The 20147-nt window shown below is 45.9% G+C and carries 16 protein-coding genes; 6 read left to right on the plus strand and 10 right to left on the minus strand.

Annotated features, from left to right (window positions below):
- Positions 1 to 2: 2 nt before the first annotated feature.
- Together JGK14_RS08955 and bchB are read right to left on the minus strand one after the other, a co-directional pair.
- Positions 3 to 557 carry a GNAT family N-acetyltransferase gene (locus tag JGK14_RS08955; protein WP_293236456.1) on the minus strand — a complete coding sequence of 185 codons (555 nt, stop codon included), beginning with the start codon at positions 555 to 557 and terminating at the stop codon, positions 3 to 5.
- A 197-nt stretch (positions 558 to 754) separates the two neighbouring features.
- The gene (gene bchB, locus JGK14_RS08960; RefSeq protein ID WP_293207029.1) at positions 755 to 2278 is read right to left on the minus strand and encodes a ferredoxin:protochlorophyllide reductase (ATP-dependent) subunit B; all 1524 of its coding nucleotides are present in this window, start codon (positions 2276 to 2278) and stop codon (positions 755 to 757) included.
- 590 nt (positions 2279 to 2868) lie between these two features.
- Between bchB and JGK14_RS08965 the strand changes: the two genes are divergently transcribed.
- Positions 2869 to 3315 (plus strand): KTSC domain-containing protein, encoded by a 447-nt coding sequence (locus JGK14_RS08965; protein WP_293190539.1) that lies wholly within the window; start codon positions 2869 to 2871, stop codon positions 3313 to 3315.
- Positions 3316 to 3564: 249 nt separating this feature from the next.
- Here JGK14_RS08965 and JGK14_RS08970 read toward each other — a convergent pair whose 3' ends face one another.
- Entirely contained in the window at positions 3565 to 3750 is a 186-nt protein-coding gene (locus tag JGK14_RS08970) for a hypothetical protein (RefSeq protein WP_293281580.1), read from the minus strand.
- Between the two features lie 143 nt (positions 3751 to 3893).
- On the opposite strand from JGK14_RS08970, the gene JGK14_RS08975 reads away from it, so the two are divergent.
- A complete protein-coding gene (locus JGK14_RS08975) occupies positions 3894 to 9407 on the plus strand; it encodes a trifunctional serine/threonine-protein kinase/ATP-binding protein/sensor histidine kinase (protein WP_325314974.1) in 5514 nt (1837 codons plus the stop codon).
- Positions 9408 to 9605: 198 nt separating this feature from the next.
- Here the strand turns inward: JGK14_RS08975 and JGK14_RS08980 are convergent, their stop codons facing one another.
- From JGK14_RS08980 to prfC, 3 genes are read right to left on the minus strand one after another with little or no spacing between them, the layout of a single operon-like run.
- Entirely contained in the window at positions 9606 to 10169 is a 564-nt protein-coding gene (locus JGK14_RS08980; protein WP_293207026.1) for a Uma2 family endonuclease, read from the minus strand.
- A gap of 50 nt (positions 10170 to 10219) precedes the next feature.
- Entirely contained in the window at positions 10220 to 10495 is a 276-nt protein-coding gene (locus JGK14_RS08985; RefSeq protein ID WP_293207024.1) for a hypothetical protein, read from the minus strand.
- Positions 10496 to 10552: 57 nt separating this feature from the next.
- The gene (gene prfC, locus JGK14_RS08990) at positions 10553 to 12181 is read right to left on the minus strand and encodes a peptide chain release factor 3 (protein WP_293207022.1); all 1629 of its coding nucleotides are present in this window, start codon (positions 12179 to 12181) and stop codon (positions 10553 to 10555) included.
- Positions 12182 to 12283: 102 nt separating this feature from the next.
- Here prfC and JGK14_RS08995 point away from each other — a divergent pair, with 102 nt between their 5' ends.
- Positions 12284 to 12628, plus strand: a complete 345-nt coding sequence (locus tag JGK14_RS08995; RefSeq protein WP_293183305.1) for a DUF4870 domain-containing protein — start codon at positions 12284 to 12286, stop codon at positions 12626 to 12628.
- A 184-nt stretch (positions 12629 to 12812) separates the two neighbouring features.
- On the plus strand, positions 12813 to 13001 hold the full coding sequence (locus tag JGK14_RS09000) for a hypothetical protein (protein WP_325314975.1): 189 nt from the start codon (positions 12813 to 12815) through the stop codon (positions 12999 to 13001).
- On the opposite strand, the gene JGK14_RS09005 is transcribed toward JGK14_RS09000, so the two are convergent.
- The 3 genes from JGK14_RS09005 to infC all read right to left on the minus strand — a co-directional run bounded on the left by JGK14_RS09005 (position 12958) and on the right by infC (position 17455).
- On the minus strand, positions 12958 to 13434 hold the full coding sequence (locus JGK14_RS09005) for a Crp/Fnr family transcriptional regulator (protein ID WP_293184648.1): 477 nt from the start codon (positions 13432 to 13434) through the stop codon (positions 12958 to 12960). The genes JGK14_RS09000 and JGK14_RS09005 overlap by 44 nt on opposite strands.
- Positions 13435 to 13605: 171 nt before the next feature.
- Positions 13606 to 16662 carry a HEAT repeat domain-containing protein gene (locus JGK14_RS09010; RefSeq protein ID WP_325314976.1) on the minus strand — a complete coding sequence of 1019 codons (3057 nt, stop codon included), beginning with the start codon at positions 16660 to 16662 and terminating at the stop codon, positions 13606 to 13608.
- Positions 16663 to 16921: 259 nt separating this feature from the next.
- Positions 16922 to 17455, minus strand: a complete 534-nt coding sequence (infC, locus tag JGK14_RS09015; RefSeq protein ID WP_265239585.1) for a translation initiation factor IF-3 — start codon at positions 17453 to 17455, stop codon at positions 16922 to 16924.
- A 416-nt stretch (positions 17456 to 17871) separates the two neighbouring features.
- On the opposite strand from infC, the gene JGK14_RS09020 reads away from it, so the two are divergent.
- The gene (locus JGK14_RS09020; protein ID WP_293184656.1) at positions 17872 to 18876 is read left to right on the plus strand and encodes an alpha/beta fold hydrolase; all 1005 of its coding nucleotides are present in this window, start codon (positions 17872 to 17874) and stop codon (positions 18874 to 18876) included.
- A 97-nt stretch (positions 18877 to 18973) separates the two neighbouring features.
- Positions 18974 to 19168, plus strand: a complete 195-nt coding sequence (locus tag JGK14_RS09025; protein WP_293184659.1) for a hypothetical protein — start codon at positions 18974 to 18976, stop codon at positions 19166 to 19168.
- 712 nt (positions 19169 to 19880) lie between these two features.
- Here the strand turns inward: JGK14_RS09025 and JGK14_RS09030 are convergent.
- A complete protein-coding gene (locus JGK14_RS09030) occupies positions 19881 to 20042 on the minus strand; it encodes a hypothetical protein (RefSeq protein ID WP_293184661.1) in 162 nt (53 codons plus the stop codon).
- Between the last annotated feature and the right edge of the window lie 105 nt (positions 20043 to 20147).

Below are 20147 nucleotides of genomic sequence, written 5' to 3' on the forward strand. Positions count from 1 at the left end.
TCCTATCTTTGGCGTTTCCAATCCCGATACAGAATTGCTAACAGCACTACATCTTCAAACACTTCCCACTTTCGGACTCGCTGACACAGCACGCCTTCTTGAATAAACCCGTTTTTTTTCAATACATTACTTGATGCTGGGTTCCTCAACATATGGTAGGCATAAAGCCGATTGAGGTGCAGGTTTTCAAACCCGAAACAAAGTATCGAAGGGAGGATTTCGCTCATGTATCCCTGTCCCCATGACTCAACACCCAACCAAAAACTCAATTCAGCGATTGAATGTTCCCGATCGATATCTCGGATTTCGATCGCGCCCCTCACCAACTTTTCCTGCTTGCACTCGATCGCAAACGCCACAGAATGGTCATCTCGAAACTCAGCAATTTTATTAGAGATATGGTTCTCAGCTTCGCCTTCTGGATAAGGATGAGGAATCGAAATCATCGTATCAGCAACTGCGCGATCGCTGGCAAGTTTTTGAATGGCTGGCGCATCAGTTAAAGCGAGCGGGCGTAAAACCAACCGGGCGGTTTCAAGCGATATCTGAGGGAGCATCAGGGCTGTTTACCTTATCATCATCAAGAGTCATTTATAGTGCGAGCGTCCCCGCTCGCGATCGCATCATCGAGAGTGCCAGCGTCTCCACTATAGGGTGCGTGGTGACGCTCGACAGTCTCGCAATACCGAATTTTATCTGAAATTTCATAAATAAGCAAGGGCATCTACAACAGATGCCCTTATCACAATCGAAACTACGCGCCGACAGATTCCTTAGCCGCGTACAGCACCTCAACGGTAATCTTCTCAATTCCCCGATCGCGCGCAAACTTCTCAGTATTTCGCTTCACTTTACCCCGCACAAAACCAGGGATTTTATTCAATTCTGCCTGTCCATCCTTCGTCCAACCCATGTCAGAATCAGCCGAAATTCCCTTAGTAATCACTTCCTTCGTATCGTGGCCGCCGAAGATTTCCAGCAAGTGGTCTTCCATGCCCAAAGTAAAGGAATTGTAGACCAAATCTACGCATTGATTCGTGCCTTCATAACCCAAAAATGGCTTGTAGCCGATCGGGAAATTTTGCACGTGAATCGGCGCAGCAATCACACCGCACGGAATATCAAGCCTTTTACCCACGTGGCGTTCCATCTGCGTGCCGAAAATCGCCGAAGGTTCTGCTTTGGCGATCGCATCCCCGATCGCACCATGATCCTCCGTCACCAGCACTTCATCACAATACCCTTTTACCTCTTCCCGGAACCAATCAGCATCGTGTTTGCAGTAGGTTCCTGCCCACACAACGTGGATACCCATCTCGCGAGCCAAAATCTTCGTCATCGCCGCAGCGTGCGTATTATCGCCAAATACGACGGCTTTTTTGCCGGTTAAGTTTTGGCAGTCGATCGACCTTGAGAACCAAGCAGCCTGAGACACAAACCGCGTTTGTTGGTCAATAAACTCTTCATAATTAACATCCGCACCTTGAGCATTCAGAACTTCCTGAATCTTCCGAATGCAGCGCGCAGTTTCCACCACACCCATCGGCGTAATATCCACCATCGGCGTGCCGAATTCTTTTTGCAAATACTCCCCGGCTGCCATCCCCAATTCCCGATAAGGAACAAGGTTAAACCAAGCGCGCGGCAGTCTTTTTAAGTTGTGAACCGAAGCACCTTCGGGAATAACTTCGTTGACTTCGATTCCCAAATCTGCCATCAAACGCTTCAACTCGGTGCAGTCGTGCTGGTTGTGGAAACCCAGCGTAGACATACCGATAATATTCACCGATGGTTTTTCGCTTTTACCTTCCAAATCGCCTTTTTTGCGAGCTTTGTTAATGTAAAGTTGGACGATTTGATCCAAAGTCCGATCGGCAGCTTGGAGTTCGTTAAACCGATAATGGTTAACATCCGCCAGCATCACATCGCCTTTGGCATCCAATTGAGCTCGGTTAACAAAGTTTTCCAAGTCTTCTTGCAGAATGCTGGAGGTGCAAGTCGGGGTAAGTACAATTAAATCGGGGTGCTCTTCTCTGTCTTTGCGGGTGATATTGTCCACCACCCGTTCCTGCGAGCCCCGCGCCAGTACGTGTCTGTCAACCACGCTGGTAGTTACCGGAGTGAAGTCCCGTTCCCTCTCCAGCATCGATCGCATCACGTTAAAATAGTCGTCTCCAATCGGTGCGTGCATGATCGCGTGGACGTTTTTGAAGGAAGTCGCAACGCGCAGAGTGCCGATGTGGGCTGGGCCTGCGTACATCCAATAAGCCAATTTCATAGGTATTTTCCCTTATGCTGGTTGAGATTTGCCCGATCGGGCGATTACTGCTAAATTTTAAGGTTGTTTGAGATTTTCTCACCAGATGAATCCTTTAGAAATAGTAACTTTCTGAAGATTTACAGATGGGAAAAATCCTCAAACGCTTTTGCTGGTTGGGCTTTGACTCGCCATTGCCACAACTTTACCTTTGTTTTATGGCAATAATTCTTAATTTATTGTCAAGTTTCGTTAAGAAGCTGACACATCTTATCAAACTCGGGTGCTTATGGCGAACCTTGCTCAATACAGCTCTTGCATAAGTCTGCGATCGACACACAAACCGCAGATTTCAGGCAGATAAATACAGATAAACGCAGATAATTTTAGGGTAGGAAAGCTTAGGAGTGGAAGAGGTCTAATTTCCTTAAGCAACAGACAAATCATACCAAATTAGGATGCTAAATGCACACTTTACACATAAAAGATACGTTAGTTGACTTTTTAGGCAATACGGGCTACACTATTAATTAATCCACTATTTCCTCGACACCGAAACTTGCAAAGATCGGGAAATATTGACGTAAAACAAATCCTTGTTGACAAAACCCATGAAACTATCCAAAATAGACTTGAGCAATGTCTTAGCAGTCGGTCACTCTAACGGCCAGCTAGGACTGTTGATCGATCGCGGGGAATGCCTCGAATTTATCGAAATTGCCGCACCCGAAGCTGCAATGCACGGCCTGCACATGGTTGATTTCATCGCCAATACAGATTCTACCGAACTCAGTGGCGGTATTGAATTAACAGAAATTGCCCCAGCCGACGAACCCATTGCTATGATGCCGGTTGATTCGGCAATGGCTAGCGCGATCGGATACAATGAAGAGGATCAAGTTTTGCAAATAGAATTTAGCAGCGGGTCAGTCTATCAATACAGCGACGTAGAATCGGAAATTTGGGAATCTCTGCAAGAAGCTGATTCTACAGGCCGATTTTTTAACTCCGAGATTAAAGGTTATTATTCCAGCCGGTGCGTAGATGACTCGCTCTAAAACGGATACAAGCCCTCGACTCCTATCCTGGAGAGATTAAAATTTTACACTTAAGTTCGGAATCGGGTGATTCACAGCGCTGCAATTAAATCTCAAATCGAAAAATGGAAAATCGACTGACGGGCGTGTAGTTAGCAGTCGCACAGTGAAGCGGTTTGATTGAAGTGTGAATACTTGCGTAATTTGACCGAAAACATAGATGCGAGGCTAAATTCAAGCAATCTCCTAAAAGCTGAGATTGTTTTTTTGTCAGCCGTGCGATCGATCGCCACACCAAATCATTGCACAAATCCTGTATCTGTGCTTTTGTTTACCTAACTGCTGAGGTGAAAAAGCCCCAGGCCCATGCAAGTCAGCAACAGCTCTTTGCTGGATACGGCGTGTCTTCCCACACATCCCAAAACATAGCTCTTGAGTGATAATGAAGAATAACATAGGATTTACGGAAAAAACCCGGTTCATAGGAAAAAATCTTGAGATTGTCAGCAACTACCAACAAAGAAACCGGGTTTCTAGCCCGCCGCGCGTAAGTCCTGTAATATTGACCAACAAGCACACCTAATTTGAGAGAACCAACTATGATGGCAATTCCCGGCGTTGCAGTTCTCGCTCTCATTTATGAAAGCAGCACTTCCCTGGTTTACCGCGGCCGCAACGAGCAAGACAACCAACCTGTTATTATCAAAATTCTCAAAGAAGACTATCCGACTCCCGAAGAACTGAATAGATACAAACGGGAATATGACATCACTGCCAACTTAAACCAGCTCGACGGAGTTGTTAAAATGCACAGGTTGCAGCAGGTTAGAAATAGTCTGGCAATGATTTTAGAAGATTTTGGTGGCGAATCTTTAAAAATATTTATGGCTACCCAAAAATTTACCTCTTTGGGATTTTTGACCACAGCCATCAAAGTTGCTGAAACTTTGGGAGAGATTCACGCAAAAAATGTAATTCATAAAGATATAAACCCCTCTAATATAGTTTTTAATCCCGCGACTGGACAAGTTAAAGTCATAGATTTTAGCATCTCAAGTGACTCAAATCAGGAAAACGTTGCCAATAAAAATCCCAACTTTTTAGAAGGGACTTTAGCCTATATGTCGCCGGAACAAACTGGCAGAATGAACCGGGTAATCGATTACCGCACGGACTTTTATTCTCTTGGCGTCACCTTCTATGAAGTCCTGGCAGGACAGCTCCCTTTTACCACTACCGATCCCATGGAGTTAGTTCACTGTCACATCGCCAAACAGCCAGTACCTCTCGCTGAACTTTCACCAGAAATTCCTCAAGCTATTTCAGACATTGTGATGAAATTGCTAGCAAAAGCGGCTGAGGATCGCTATCAAAGTGCTTGGGGACTGAAAGCGGATTTGGAATCCTGTCTGTTTCAGTTGCAAACATCTGGGGTTATTTCCGAGTTTGCTCTCGGCAGCCAAGATATTTCTGACAAATTTCAAATTCCTCAAAAACTTTACGGCAGACAGCGAGAAGTTGAAACTCTTTTAGCGGCATTTGAACGGGTAGCAGCAACAAATAATCGAGCCTACCGCATCGAACAGTCCCAAATTTCTGTCATCAAGAAAGAGAGCAAATCGCGCAAAGAAAGTTCCCTGTCAGTGCTCGCGAGAGGACAGCATAAATCCCGCAGCGAGATGATGCTGATTGCTGGTTATTCCGGCATTGGCAAATCTGCAATGGTGAAGATTTTAGACAAACCTATTACCCGCAGGCGCGGCTATTTTATTTGGGGAAAATTTGACCAGTACAAGCGGACTATTCCTTACTCAGCAGTTGTTAGCGCCTTTTCGGAATTGGTGCGACAACTCTTAACTGAAAGCGAAGCTCAATTGGCAGTTTGGCGCGAAAAACTCCGTACTGCTTTCGGGCAAAACGGGCAAATTATTATTGATGTAATTCCCGAAGTAGAACTAATTGTCGGAGCTCAGTCTCCTGTAGCTGAATTGGGGCCGACGGAATCTCTCAACCGCTTTAATTTAGTCTTTCAAAATTTCATTCGCGTATTTTGCCAGCCCGAACATCCGCTGGTAATTTTTCTCGACGATTTGCAGTGGGCTGATTCTGCCACACTCAAATTGATCGAATTGATGATGACAGATGAAGCGACACAATATCTGTTTTTAATTGGCGCTTATCGGGATAATGAAGTCAGTCCCACTCATCCTTTAATGATGACTGTGGAGACGCTGCGAAATCAGGAAGCCATCATTAATGAGATTGCTCTGTCGCCGCTGGGCGTGGACAACATCACTCATTTGATTGCCGAGACTTTGCACAGCGATCGCAAATCGGTCAAACCCTTAGCTGAACTGGTTGTCAGTAAAACAGACGGCAATCCTTTTTTTGTTAATCAATTCCTACAAACATTGTATCAAGAAAATCTGCTAGTTTTTCATCCGCCACAGTTGGGGAGCAAGGGCGGCTGGCATTGGGATATGACTCAAATTGAGCAGTGCGCTATCACTGACAATGTAGTAGATTTGATGGTGCAGAAGTTGAGAAAACTGCCAAGTTCAACGCAGCAGGTTTTGCGTTTAGTGGCTTGTTTGGGCAACGAATTTGACTTAAATACTCTTTCTTTAATTAATGAGAAAGAAGCGTCGGAAACTTTTTCTCACCTGTTGCCGGCGATTAAGTCGGGGCTGATTCTGCCGACTTCGGAATTGGAAAGCAAGTCATTAGATTACGTGCTGTTTCCGCTGTTAATTCTCAATTATAAATTTTTGCACGATCGCGTACAACAAGCAGCTTATGCTTTAATTGATGATTCGCAAAAAAAAGACGTTCACCTGAAAATCGGCAGGCAAATCCTCGAAAATACTCCTGCTGAATATCGCGCTGACAGAATCTTTGAGTTAGTCGATCACTTGAATGTAGCGCGATCGCTAATTCGAGACGAGCGAGAACTAATCGAACTGGCAACCCTGAATTTAGACGCCGCCCGCAGAGCCAAAGATGCCACTGCTTATGTTGCTGCGTTGCAGTATTTAACCGCAGGTATGGACGGTTTAACCGCCGATATCTGGGATTCCCACTACGATTTAGCCTTTGCTCTGCACATGGAGCGCGCTAACGTTGAGTATCTGAACGGCTATTTCGAGCATTCAGAAGAATTTATCAACATAACTTTGCAAAAAGCGCGATCGCCTTTAGAAAAAGTAGAAATTTACAACCTCCTGATCGTGCAGTACACCCTGCGAGCCAAATACGAGGAAGCAGTTAAAGCTGGAATCAAAGCCTTGAACTTGCTGGGCATTGACTTGCCACTAGACGGGCTGCAAAAAGTCATAGCCGAAGAATTTGCAGCAGCCACAAACTTTTTAGCAGGTAGAGAAATAGCTTCCCTGATTGACGCTCCCGAAATGACAGTACCCGACAAAAAAGTCGCAGTCAAATTAATCACCAACTTCTTAACATCAGCTTACCTCAGCAATCCCGACTTATGGAAAGTCAGCGTTTTAAAAGGAGTCAATCTTTCTCTCACCTACGGTTTAGTACCCGAAGCATCTCTCTGCTACGCAGGCTACGGTATGTTCTTAAACGCTGTTTCGGGAGATTACAAAGCCGCGTATCAATTTGCCATGCTATCGCTAAATTTGAGTGAAAAATCTGGCAATATCGGCTTGAAGTGCAGAGCTTGTTCTTCGCTAGTTAGTATTTTTCATTACTGGTTCAACCATATTAAAGACGCACACGCAATCAGTAATGAAGGATATCAAGCAGCTTTAGAATCAGGAGATTTAGAATATGCCGGTTATATCCTATCCAACCGCATAGCCAATTACTTTTTTCAAGGCAAAGAAATATCGCAAATTCTGGCAGACACGAGCAGGTATTTGCAGTTTAGCCAAAAAACCAAAAATCAGCTTGTTACCGATACATTATTAGGAGTGGAGCTGATACTGCGTAACTTGAGCCAACTCACTGTTGACAAGTTTGTCTTTGAAAGCGACGATATGAGCGAAGCTGAATACGTACAAAACTGTCAAGCTCATCAAAATTTGTACTCGCTTTGCCTTTACCAGATTCGCAAATGCCAGGTAATGTACTGGTATGGCAACTTCAATGAAGCACTACAACTAGCATTGGAAGTAGAAAAGCAACTATCTTTTATTACCGGAGCGATACCCGCTACCGAGTGGAATTTTTTCTTTTCTCTAGTTTTAGCTGCCGTTTTTCCCAATGTTTCAAAAAGCAAGCAAAAACAATATCTGGAAAAGTTAGAAGCCAATCAAAAACAGATGAAAATCTGGGCTGATAACTGTCGTGAAAACTTTCTGCACAAGTATCTTTTAGTACAAGCAGAAATAGCCAGAATTACTAAGAAAGATTCAGAAGCTGTAGAGCTTTACGATTTCTCGATCAATTTAGCTCAAGACAATGAGTTTGTCCAAAATGAAGCCCTCGCTAACGAACTAGCCGCCAAGTTTTGGTTGAGTAAAGGCAAATATCAATATGCCAAAATCCACTTGCGCGAAGCTCACTCGTGCTACTTGCGCTGGGGTGCAGTCCGCAAAGTTGAAGATTTAGAACAGAAGTATCCCCAGTTGCGGGAAATGACGCCGCTCAACGGCAGTTTTCACAACAATCAAACTACCACAACTATTCATACTTCTACTGGAAGCGATGCGAGAGTGCTGGATTTAGCAACTGTAATGAAAGCATCTCTGGCAATTTCCAGCGAAATTGTCCTAGACAAATTGCTGGCTTCTTTGATGAGGATATCCCTCGAAAACGCAGGCGCACAATCCGGGTTTTTAATCTTGGTGAGAGATGAAAAACTGTTGATTTCTGCCAAAGCGTCAGTAATTGCTGAAGATGTAGCAGTGCTGCAATTTACGCCTGTGGAAGAATGTCAGGATTTGCCTGTTACGGTGATTAATTATGTGGAAAGGACTCGCTCGGACTTGGTGTTGAGCAATGCTGTGGCTGAGGGGCGATTTACTGCCGATCCTTACATCGCCAAACACCAGCTCAAATCTCTTTTGTGTACGCCGATTGTCAATCAAGGCAAACTAATTGGGATTCTTTATTTAGAAAACAATTTAACACTCGGGGCTTTTACGGCGCATAGATTGGAAGTTTTAAGGCTGCTTTCTTCGCAAGTTGCTATTTCTTTGGAAAATGCTCTGCTTTACAATTCTGTGGAGCAGAAAGTGCAAGAGCGGACGTATGAGTTAAATGACAAGAATGAGCGTTTAGAACAAACTTTGCTGGAGCTGAAACTAACTCAAGCTCAATTAATTCAAACTGAAAAAATGTCGAGTTTGGGGCAAATGGTGGCTGGTGTTGCTCACGAAATTAATAACCCTGTAAGTTTTATCTACGGCAATCTCAATCCAGCTAGCGACTACGTGAAAGACTTGCTGAAGTTGATTGAGCTTTACCAGCACCACTATCCCGAACCTGCTGATGAAATCATCGAGGAAATAGAAACAATTGAACTGGAATTTTTGAGCGAAGATTTGCAAAAGCTGCTGGATTCTATGAAAGTCGGAGCGGAAAGAATCCGGGATATTGTGTTGAGTTTGCGGAATTTCTCGCGCCTGGATGAAGCGCAAATGAAGTCGGTTAATATCGATGAAGGCATAGACAGTACAGTGATGTTGCTGCAACCCCGCCTGAGAAAAGAAGGTGGCCGTTTGGGAATTGAGGTGATTAAAAATTACAGCAAGCTACCGTTAATTACTTGTTATGCGTCGCAGTTGAATCAGGTATTTATGAATATTTTGACAAATGCGATCGATGCGCTGCTGTTGGCAAGAGATTGCCCGGAAAGCTCTCATAAACAGCCTACTATTACAATTTCTACGGAGGTGACCGATCGCAATTCTGCTATTATTAGAATGGCTGATAGTGGGCCTGGGATGAGCGCTGAGGTACTGCACAAGATATTCGATCCGTTTTTTACAACTAAGCCTGTGGGTTCGGGAACTGGTTTGGGATTATCGATTTCGCACTCGATTGTTGTGAGTTCTCATGGCGGAAAGTTGAGTTGTGTTTCTGCACCTGGAGAGGGGACTGAGTTTATTATTGAAATTCCGATCGCCCCCAAGCAAGTTTTGTAAGGAAGAAAGGGGGAATATCTGGTGAATATTGGGTGAATATTGGGTGAATATTGGGTGAATTTCCGTTGGATACCCGGCGAATGGAATTCGCGGCTACACAAACAATGTCCGCCTCCGCGGACTAAGAAAGAAAGAAAGAAAGAAAGAAAGGGCGAATGGAATTCGTGGCTACACAAACAATGTCCGCGCAACGCGAGACTAAGAAAATTGTATTTGGCGGTACAAATCGCCGATCGCAATTTCGACATCCACTGATTCCAGTCGCAAAGTATCGCCCAAACCGTACTCCGACAGCACCCACAGCCCTTGTTCGTTGCGCCGAAACAGCTCTACTCCGGGCTGTTCGACTTGCACCAAGACGTACTCTTGCAGCGTTGAAAATTGGCGATATTTAGCAAATTTTGCGCCACGATCCAAAGCTTCCGTTGAAGGTGACAAAACTTCGACAATCAAGGAAGGAAATTGTACCAATTGCGGATCGTTATCGCGATCGTCGCAAGTTACGACAACATCAGGATAAAAATACTTTCGCCCTGGTTCCACTTGGACTTTTACATCCGCCATGTACATCTCGCAAGGGCGATCGACAAGGGCATCATCCAGGAGCTTCGAGAAGTTGAAGGTAATTCGACTGTGATTCCGGGTGCCGCCTGTCATAGCGACGACTTCGCCATCCCAATACTCGTAGCGTTCTTCTTGGGCGGGTTCCCAAGTTAGGTATTCTTCTGCGCTCATCAATAGGCGATCGGGTAAAGCAACCATAATGCGATGCAAACTAGATACCAGTTTTTTGCTTATGCTATTGTATCACCTCAGCGCACAATTAATTGACCGAATAAACCGCTTTCTGGCGATCGTTCTTTTTCCAGCAGACACGCTTCTAATTCAAACAAGCGGCGGTAGGTGAGGGAATAATTTGTGACTGGATGCTTCCAGGTTTCTGGTTTGCGGGATTCGTACAAACCGATCAGTTTGCCGTAGCCGGGGGCGATCGAGTTTGATCGATCGCCCCGAATGTCGAAATCTGCTTGCACTTCGCACTGCTTGGGGTTGATGGAGGCGATCGCACTCATGTCAACGATCGCCACTCGGAAGATTTCGATCGAATCTAGGGTTGTCTTTCATTCAAGGTAATCGTGGTAATCTCACTCCGCGGTAACGGCCAAACCAGAAACCACAGGCGCGATCGCATTTAACATCAAAACAGGATGCTCACCTTCCACCTGACGGCAATTCCAGTCATTCCTAAATAACAAAACCGGCCTTCCCCAACAATCCTTCACCGTCACAGTATTAAACAGCCGTCCCACCTTGGCCAGGGCATCCCAACCGCCATCTACCCAACGAGCTACACTGTAAGGCAACATATCGATCGTAGTTTCGACATTATATTCCGACTGCATTCGGAACTGCACCACCTCAAATTGCAACTGTCCCACAGCCGCCAAAATTGGTTCGCGTTTCGACTCATCAACCGAATACATAATTTGCACAGCACCCTCTTCCTGCAACTCCGAAACGCCTTTGCGAAACTGCTTAAACTTAGAAGGATTCGGATTTCTCAAAAAGGCAAAAAGTTCCGGCGAAAAACAGGGAATCCCTTCATATTCGACTTTTTGACCGGTGAAAATAGTATCGCCGATCGCAAAAACCCCCGGATTGTTCAAACCGATAACATCGCCCGGATACGCAACCTCGATCGATTCCCGATCCTGAGCAAATAACTTTTGAGGTCTTGACAAACGCACCGTTTTACCAGTCCGAGCGTGAGTGACGTTCATGTCCTTTTCAAACTTGCCGGTACAAACGCGAATAAACGCCACGCGATCGCGATGTCTCGGATCCATATTCGCTTGCAACTTAAACACAAACCCGGTAAAATCTTCGTAAGTTGGCGGAAGTTCCCCGGCGCTGCTGTTGCGGGCGATCGGCTTCATGGCGTAATCTAAAAACGCATCCAAAAACAGCTCGACCCCAAAATTGCTCATCGCACTACCAAAGAAAACCGGAGTCATTTTCCCAGCGCGAACGGAGTCTAAATCGAGTTCAGTTCCCAACTCATCCAACAGTTCCAACTCTTCTTTGAGCTGATAGTAAAGGTCTTGTTCCAACAAATCCTCAATGCGCGGATCGCCCAATTCGATCACCGTATCAACAGCAGCGCGAGAACCGTGTTTAGTCCGCTCGAACAAGTGAATTTTGCGCCCTCTGCGATCGAAAACACCTTTAAAGCGATCGCCCGTACCGATCGGCCAATTCACCGGATAAGTCTGCAACCCCAATTCCTTCTCAATTTCGTCCAACAAATCCAAAGGATCTCTGCTAGGGCGATCGAGCTTATTAAAGAAAGTAAAAATAGGCAAACGTCGCAACTTACAAACTTCAAATAACTTGCGAGTTTGCGGTTCCAAACCCTTAGCAGCATCCTCAAGCATCACCGCATTATCAGCAGCCGCCAGAGTACGATAAGTATCTTCACTAAAATCTTGGTGTCCGGGAGTATCGAGCAGATTAATGTGATAATTTTGATATTCAAACTGCAAAACAGTAGAAGTAATCGAAATTCCCCGCTGCTGTTCCATCGCCATCCAGTCAGAAGTAGCGTGTCGCTGAGCCCGCCGTGCTTTCACAGAACCTGCTTCGTGAATTGCACCTCCGTAAAGCAGCAGCTTTTCTGTCAAAGTAGTTTTTCCCGCGTCAGGGTGGGAGATAATAGCAAAGTTGCGCCGGCGCTCAACAGCAGTTAGCAGTTCAGTTTCGAGTTCTGTTGTCATCACAAAATAGGTAGGGGAATCATCACCCGATCGCCATTATAGCCTGTGCTAGAGTTGCTATTAAAGGTAAAATTATCACTAAAGTCAAGGAATCAAAGTAATATGTACGACTCCGACAAGCGGAAGCTGCTATCACTGGTGTGTCACGGGGCGATTTTTTTCAGCACGTTAGTTTTATCGATCGGAGCGCCGATCGCTGTATTGTTAGTATCTGATGACCCCGTTGTCAAAGAAAACGCCACAGAAGCCATCAATTTTCACTTGAATGTATGGGTGTACAGCGCTGTGATTGTGGCGTTAACTGTGGTGACTTTTGGGCTTGCCGGGTTTATCCTAGTGCCGCTAGGTTATCTCCTACATTGGGGACTGACAATCATGGCTATTATCCACGTGTTGCAAACTCCAAACGAAGCTTACCGCTACCCTTTTATTTTCCGAATAGTTTAGACAGCAAATCGCGCTTCATTATCGATTTTAAACAACCCGATTTCTTCAATAGACCTCTTGCAAAAATCCTTTTAACCAAATTTTGGGACGGGCTAGAAGCCCATCCCACAAGAAAAAAGATTTTTGTGGGATGGGCTTCTAGCCCGTTGCAAGAGGTCTAATAAGAAACCGGGTTTTTAATTGTTTGATAGCAGAAGGAAGAAGGAAGAAGGAAGAAGGAAGAAGGAAGAGGAAAGAAGGAAGAAGGAATAAACTATCCGCAATTCCCAATTCCCAATTCCCAATTCCCAATTCCCAATTCCCAATTCCCAATTCCCGATTCCCAATATTCATCGCATTTCAGGAACTCTCACAGGATCTGTCGGTGGCATAACCGCCTCTTTAGCATTCAACTTGATATTCAACTCGCGAATCCGGCGCGACAGCAAGCGAATAATATTAACAGCAATTCCCGGCGTTTCATCGATCGCATCATAAAGCTGCATTTGAGTCAGCATCAAACACTCCGATTGTTCCAGAGTCGAAATAGAAGCCGATCGAGGTTCCGCATCAAATAGCGACATTTCCCCGAAACAAGCCCCCGCCTTCAACTGTGCCAAATCCCGATCGCCTATATGCACCCGCACCGTACCCGATACCAAGATATAGAGCGATCGACCTTCTTGTCCTTCCGTAAAAATCCTGTGCTTAGAAGGAAACGAAAGTTCGTCCATTACCGATGCTAGACGGACAAGAAAATCATCCCGCAGTTCCTTAAAAATCGGAACTTCCCTGACAAACAATAGGCGTTCGACGCTAGTTAACATAATGCGATGCAGTGATTAATTTAAACTTTAACAAAGGAAGGGGAATTGGGCATTGGGCATTGGGCATTGGGCATTGGGCATTAGGTATTGGGAATTAGGTATTGAAGATAGTTTCTTTTTGTTCCTTCTTCCTTCTTCCTTCTTCCTTCTTCCTTCTTCCTTCTTCCTTCTTTACCTTTTCCCCCCAGCACCCAACTCTGCCATCATCTCTTCAACTTGAGCTGATACCAAATTATCGGGGTCATTTTGCAGCCTCGGCAACAATTCGAGCAAAGCCCGCGGTGAAGCTATTTTCAAATAGGCTAACACTGCTTCGCGGACAAAACCCGTCGGGTGTTGCAGACAGACAAGAGTTTGTTGGGCGGTAAGGCTCCAACGCGCTTCCCTCGCCAAGTGAAAACAGCAAGCTAAAGTCCAATCCGAAAGGAAATGGCGCAATTCCAGTAAGCGGCGCAAACGATCGCTCGGGGATAGAGGTTTGTACACCATTAATTCCGAGAGATTGCTCAATTTCTCTCTTTCCGAGTGCTGATCCAACAAATTGATCAGCGATCGCTTCTTAGCGATATCCACAGTATTGTCGAGAATTTCCAATCCCCTAGCCACCAAAGAAGGTTGGCCAGAAGCAATGTTGAAAGCAGCAGCTTGTACGGTGTCCAACGGATAAAGAAACTTCATCAGCAAAAAACATCGTTCCTTAGCATCAGCTTCCAACCCCGCCAGAGCGCGCTGCAACAATTGAGCCGTATCGTTCTCGGGTGCACCCCTGCTGGCATCTCGATCGGCAAAATTGCCATAGGTTGTTACACCAGACAAATCCACCATAGCTGCATAAATTTGACCGATAAACATCAACTCCTGTTCGATAAGAGTTTCCAATCCGCTGCGGCCGATGCGGTCTAGAATCCCTTCTATACCCGCTTCCGATGGCATTTTCAACAGGATGCGGAGGATGTTGCGCCTGGTAGTTCCCCAAGCCGTCATCAAATTGCTGACCAAAATGTCGATCGCCTCCACAGTCCCTATTTGACCGAGAGCCGTCCAAGCTTGCAATCTGACCAAATCTGACTTATGGATATCCTCAGCCAAATAGACGAGCAAAGGAATCGCATCATTGTGAAGTTTGACGATCGCCTGCAAAGCCGCTTCCCGAGTCGATTTGTAACCGAGTCCGCGCAGCAGCGAAGGATAATATTCTTCCGAATGAGTAGAAGAAATCACGTCTAACAGAGCGCAGCGCACTCGCAGAGATTCATCTTGCAACAGATTGGGAATATACAGCCGCAGTCCTTGCAAATAATCAGCCTCTCCCAGAGCCCGCGTCCCCATCACCCGTTCCCGCTCAAGCTTGTGGGTAAGCATTTGGCGCAGCGTATTAGTAGCCTCTGCCTTTTGCTGGCGATCGCCCCTTCTCATAATTAAAGCAGCCGCCGTACCCCGTACTACCGGATCGACATTCGGCTGCAAATAAGGCCGCAAGCTGTCGATATTCGGTTCAGCCTCCGTCAGCCAGATGTAGCGCAAAGCCAAGGCCAGCACCTCCGGCGGCAAGGATTGCTGCGATAGAGCCCGTACAGCTTCTAAATATTCCGGGTTTGGGTGTTGCAGCATTGTTTCCAAGCTCTGGCGCTGCAAAGCCGAAGGTAACACTTCCAGGATCGGCGCCAAAACTTCTCCGACATTTTTCGGGTCAATTTGCGTCAGCAGTTCTATACAAGAGCGCTTTTCATCTTCGCCCCCCGGCTTTTCCAGAGTTTCCACCACTGCGCGTTTGAGAGCTTTCAGGTCAACATCGGTGACGCCCAAGCGCCCCCGTTCAGCACTTTTGACCAACAAACCCACGTATTGAGAGCGGATCAGCCAGACTACAAACAGCCACACCAGGGCCAAAAGTACGATCGCCCCGATGAATACCAAGCTTTGGTTGTCATGAAATAGTGTGTCTTTTTCGTCTTGGTGGGGAAGTACCTTGTCTGTCACCCACAGCATAATCAGGATGCCAACTCCTGTCACACCGCAGGACAGAGGTTCGCCCACACCGTTGACTAGAGTTTGAATTCCCGATCGAATATTGTCAGGAATCGGTTGGAACAAAACCGGGCTCACCGTTTCCAACAGCGTGTAGTGCAGCAGTTCGTCCAGAAATCTCAGCAATATCAGTCCGATGAACACAGATACTAGCTGGCCCAGGGATGCTCCTATCGTCAGCACGCCCAGAATAGCGATTCCCGCCGGCAAAATCATCGCCGTCACGAATACACCGATTCGTTCTACCAAGCGGCTGGAGGCGAACCACTGAGTCGCCACTTGAAACAAGCCTTGTATGCCTTCGTAAATGCCCAGAAAGCTCGCTATCCAGCTAGCTCCACTAGCGCCGTCCGAAGGGTTTTGGTATTCTAGCTGGCTGTAGAATTGAAAATCTACCAACACATAGAGGACTTCTGCAAGGACGAAAAAACTAACTAGAGGTATGGCGTATTTTTGGAGAGGGCCTGTTATTTTGCGGGCGGTAAATTCTTGTTGGTCGTCTTCGTCCTCGTCATCTGTCCAGTGAGCCGTTTCCGGGAAAGCTTGACGGTATTTTTCTGTGAGGTAGTACAGCAACAGCGAGCCTGTCGCCACCATTAACCCCGATACTAGAGTAACGTTTTTGAGTCCGACTACATAGAGCAAAACTGGCAGAGAAAACCCGCTAACTACCCCAGCCACTAGATAACCACTACTGACTAGCGGATAGGTGCGCTTGATTTCTCTAATATTAAACAGTTGGTTGGAAGTAATGGAAGTATTGAGGTCATTGAGGACATAGCAAGCTTCCACCCACAGCCACATCAAAAAAATAGTAATAAAAGCGATGCTGATGCCAGCTATCTTAGTATTTTCGTAGCCGATGCCGAATCTAAACAAAAATAGCGGTACCGACATCATTCCCAGAACCGCTACAACGGTGCGTCTCAGCGGCAGGATTTTTTGCATCCACGAGTAGACAAATCCCAAACCAGAACCAATAAAGGCGCTGGCTATATAGATAAAGGGCATTTTGTCCGCACCGAATTCGTCTAAAAACAGACCTACCGTGCTGAGTTCCAGCCAGATCAGCCCGACGGAGGTTAGAGTGTAGACGAGGAACATCAGTATGGTTCGCTCTACTTCTTCCGATCGCAGGTTGAGCGATCGCAGCACTCCTTTTCCTGCTCCCGCCCAAGCGCTGATTTGAAAATTTTCCATGCTTAAGAGTGCGTAGATATCCCGATTTTAGATTTTAGATTTTAGATTTTAGACTTCGGCTAGCGCGAGCATCGAACGATTTTAGATTTGCTCCACAGATGGAATCTAGGAGCTGGAACTTTGGTCTAAAATTTTTGTTTTGACCCTCGACGACTAGAGTCGGAAACCTATATCCTTTTTGGGGCGTGGCAATTAGTCTACCGTCACCAGTCTATTACTATTGACTGATGACTGATGACTGATGACTAATTGCTCATAACTATTTTTTCGGCGACAGCAGCATCATCATACTGCGGCCTTCTTTTTTCGGCGCTTGCTGCACCTCTGCGATTTCCTGCAAATCTGTGGCCATGCGCTTGAGCAAGTCCTCTGCTAGGTTACTGTGTTGGATTTCCCGACCTCTGAACATGATCGTGGCTTTTACTTTGTCCCCAGATTTGATAAAGCGGTCTGCTAGTTTGAGGCGCACTTGGTAGTCGTGTTCTTCAATTTTATAGCGCATCTTCACTTCCTTCACGTCAGCAGTGTGTTGCTTCCGTTTAGCTTCTCGCGCTTTCTTTTCCTGCTCGAATTTGTACTTCCCGTAGTCCATGACGCGACATACAGGCGGGTCAGCTTTGTCGCTGACAAGTACGAGGTCGAGTTCTTTTTCTTCTGCCAGACGCAGCGCTTCTGCGGGTGTCAATATCCCTAGTTGCGCGCCGTCGGTATCGATCACCCGGATTTTGGGGTATCGAATATTTTCGTTAATCTGGGGTAGGTTGCGATTTTGTCTTCTTTCAATCACAGGCATGAATGGTTTTACAATCAGTAGTTTAATATTGAAGCTTCTTGATAATTACAGGTTCGATCGACCAATCTTTCATTTTGTCCGATCGAGCTATTTTGTAAGGTGTTACCCTTACCGGACGTACTACCGCGCCCTCTCTCCCCTCAGCTAAAGCCTTAGGGAATATTTGGACTATCGTAAATGAATTCTTACAATACCTGTTATTCTACTCAGTCTGGCTAAGTTTCTGCTTAGTTTTATTTTAACTTCACACACGATCGCCCGCCCCCGTGCCAGATTGATGGTAAAAAGGTCGCAAATTCCCGGTAAATCGTTAAAAATCAGCTAAAACGGCTTTTATTAGCTAATCTAGCCAGTCCGCTCCGTTCCCCAAGTCCCCTGATTTGCCTTGTAGAATGGGTATAAGCAAATGTAAATTTATGTTGCGAGCTGAGGCAAAATTGACAAATTATCTGCACTGGCACCAACGGGTAGGAACTCAACGAGACTGGGTGTGGCGCGGTTGGCAAACTCGCTACAGCTATTTGCGGCCGGCTTTGGGGAACAATCAAGGCGCGATCGATCTTCCAGATGCTGCTACCAAACCAATAGCCTCCGCCACATCAAGCACCCCAATTATTTTACTGCACGGGTTTGGAGCTTCGATCGGTCATTGGCGTCAAAATCTCGGCCCCCTCGCTGAAAAACATACAGTTTACGCCTTGGATTTGTTGGGTTTTGGCGCTTCCCAAAAAGCTCCCGTTAACTACTCTGTGTCTTTGTGGGTCGATCAAGTGTATGATTTTTGGCTGACTTTTATCAGAGAGCCGGTAGTATTGGCAGGAAATTCGATCGGTTCCCTGATTTGTCTGGCCGCCGCCGCCGCTCACCCGGAGATGGTAGCCGGCACGGTGATGATTAGCCTCCCAGACCCGTCTGTGCGAGCCGAGGCGGTACCCGGATGGCTGTTACCGGCGATCGAAGCTGTGGAAAGCTGGTTTGTTTCTCCGCTCATCCTCAGACCTCTGTTTGCTTTCGTCCGCAAACCTTCAGTTGTCCGCCGCTGGGTCGGCTTTGCCTACGCCAACCCGGAATCTGTTACCGACGAATTAGTGGACATTCTATCAGGGCCTGCGGGCGATCGGGGAGCCGCCCGTACCTTCTGCGCTGTATTTAAAGCTGTAGGCAGTTCACAATTCAGCCCCGGTGTCAAGACTGTACTGCGAAATTCCACAATCCCGATGCTGTTAATTTGGGGCAAACAAGACCGGATGATTCCCCCTCGGTTCGCCCGGCCCCACCAATTTGTCGAATGCAATCCCCAGTATGTAGAGCTAGTTGAATTAGACAATGCCGGCCACTGTCCCCAGGATGAATGCCCGGAACAAGTAAATGAAGCAATTTTGAACTGGATCGATCGAAATTTTGCAGCTAAGGTGAGTTGATTTATTTAATTTTATGGTCGCTTTTTTCAGCAATTTAGAGATTGACAGAATCGCCAAGATACTGTATCTTCTCTAACTGGTAGTATACGTGGGAGTTATGCAGTTAGTCGAAAGGCAGGTCATCAAACCAAATCACAGGTTTTTGCCAGAAGCCGATCGATTGTTTCTGGTGTCGCAAAAACTTGACAACTGCGATAACAATATCTCCGGTCAAAACTTTTCCCCCGTCAAGCAACCAATCCTTTGGCTGTCGATCGTATACGCTCAAAGACTGTTGGTGACAAAGCATTAGGCACCAAACAAAGTGAGACAAAACATTCTCCATTTACAGTTAACAGCATTGACTGGCTATCATCGTTTAAGATTAGCGATGCCGGAAACCTAACTAACAACTAAGTTTCCATTACTACCCAAAATGTCCGACTGTAACAATGCCATAAAAAAAGACGGAAGAGGCGCTATGTAGTTGTATGTCAATGTCAAGCTGTGAGAGACAATGATTTTATAAAAGGATATGCCAGTTGGTCTGGAACTAATATTTAGCTGCATTCAAAAGTCATTTCAATCTGGGAAATCCTGATCATGCTGAAAGTAGGTTGTTAAGTTATCAAGGTAGCCTATGAAAAGTTAGAAGACAATGCAACTGTCAAACGGATTATTACCCTTACTGTAACTATCTCTATCCATTAAAGACCCGTCGTACAGATTCCTTGAAGAGCGTTCAACAGTTGACAGTTGACAGTTGACAGTTGACAGTTGACCGAAGGAGAGCGACCTCTACCTAGAAGGATGAGGATTGGAGTAATGAATAGTCTGATTTTAAATTCTCCCGATCGGGGTTCCGGCTTTCAACCAATTCTTTCTGGTAAAATTCCAACTTCTAACTTCAAGAAATAAGGGTTAATTGCTCCTATAAATAGTAGCAGCACCAGATCGTCCGGATATTATGAATTGCTGAAACCATTGACTTTATTGCTTCTGAGTTCTCTGGCGACGATAGATAATTAAAGTTTTCTAACCGATCGCATTTTAAAAATCCCGATCGCGTGCTCGTTGCCGAACTTCCTTCTTCCTTTTGCTATAAATACCTTCCCTTGTGCCAACAATTTCTCAGTCAGCTTATAACCGATCGCCCCCAAGTATGCAGGAAAGTTCCAAAATGTCATAATTGGGGATTTGGCGGCCAGTTAACGCATAAAAAAGTCATTTAGCCAACAACTGACGGCCCCTGGCCCCCGGTCTGCTGGCGGCGAACTGCTGAAAGCCACTCG

The sequence above is a fragment of the Microcoleus sp. PH2017_28_MFU_U_A genome (assembly GCF_020738035.1).
In the GTDB taxonomy this organism is placed as follows: Bacteria; Cyanobacteriota; Cyanobacteriia; order Cyanobacteriales; family Microcoleaceae; genus Microcoleus.

What these genes read in the sequence shown, in the direction of transcription:
- JGK14_RS08955 (WP_293236456.1), bottom strand. Translation starts at nt 557, where the DNA reads ATGCTCCCTCAGATATCGCTTGAAACCGCCCGGTTGGTTTTACGCCCG.
- bchB (WP_293207029.1), bottom strand. Translation starts at nt 2,278, where the DNA reads ATGAAATTGGCTTATTGGATGTACGCAGGCCCAGCCCACATCGGCACT.
- JGK14_RS08965 (WP_293190539.1), top strand. Translation starts at nt 2,869, where the DNA reads ATGAAACTATCCAAAATAGACTTGAGCAATGTCTTAGCAGTCGGTCAC.
- JGK14_RS08970 (WP_293281580.1), bottom strand. Translation starts at nt 3,750, where the DNA reads ATGTTATTCTTCATTATCACTCAAGAGCTATGTTTTGGGATGTGTGGG.
- JGK14_RS08975 (WP_325314974.1), top strand. Translation starts at nt 3,894, where the DNA reads ATGATGGCAATTCCCGGCGTTGCAGTTCTCGCTCTCATTTATGAAAGC.
- JGK14_RS08980 (WP_293207026.1), bottom strand. Translation starts at nt 10,169, where the DNA reads ATGGTTGCTTTACCCGATCGCCTATTGATGAGCGCAGAAGAATACCTA.
- prfC (WP_293207022.1), bottom strand. Translation starts at nt 12,181, where the DNA reads ATGACAACAGAACTCGAAACTGAACTGCTAACTGCTGTTGAGCGCCGG.
- JGK14_RS08995 (WP_293183305.1), top strand. Translation starts at nt 12,284, where the DNA reads ATGTACGACTCCGACAAGCGGAAGCTGCTATCACTGGTGTGTCACGGG.
- JGK14_RS09005 (WP_293184648.1), bottom strand. Translation starts at nt 13,434, where the DNA reads ATGTTAACTAGCGTCGAACGCCTATTGTTTGTCAGGGAAGTTCCGATT.
- JGK14_RS09010 (WP_325314976.1), bottom strand. Translation starts at nt 16,662, where the DNA reads ATGGAAAATTTTCAAATCAGCGCTTGGGCGGGAGCAGGAAAAGGAGTG.
- infC (WP_265239585.1), bottom strand. Translation starts at nt 17,455, where the DNA reads ATGCCTGTGATTGAAAGAAGACAAAATCGCAACCTACCCCAGATTAAC.
- JGK14_RS09020 (WP_293184656.1), top strand. Translation starts at nt 17,872, where the DNA reads ATGTTGCGAGCTGAGGCAAAATTGACAAATTATCTGCACTGGCACCAA.
- JGK14_RS09025 (WP_293184659.1), top strand. Translation starts at nt 18,974, where the DNA reads ATGCAGTTAGTCGAAAGGCAGGTCATCAAACCAAATCACAGGTTTTTG.
- JGK14_RS09030 (WP_293184661.1), bottom strand. Translation starts at nt 20,042, where the DNA reads ATGACATTTTGGAACTTTCCTGCATACTTGGGGGCGATCGGTTATAAG.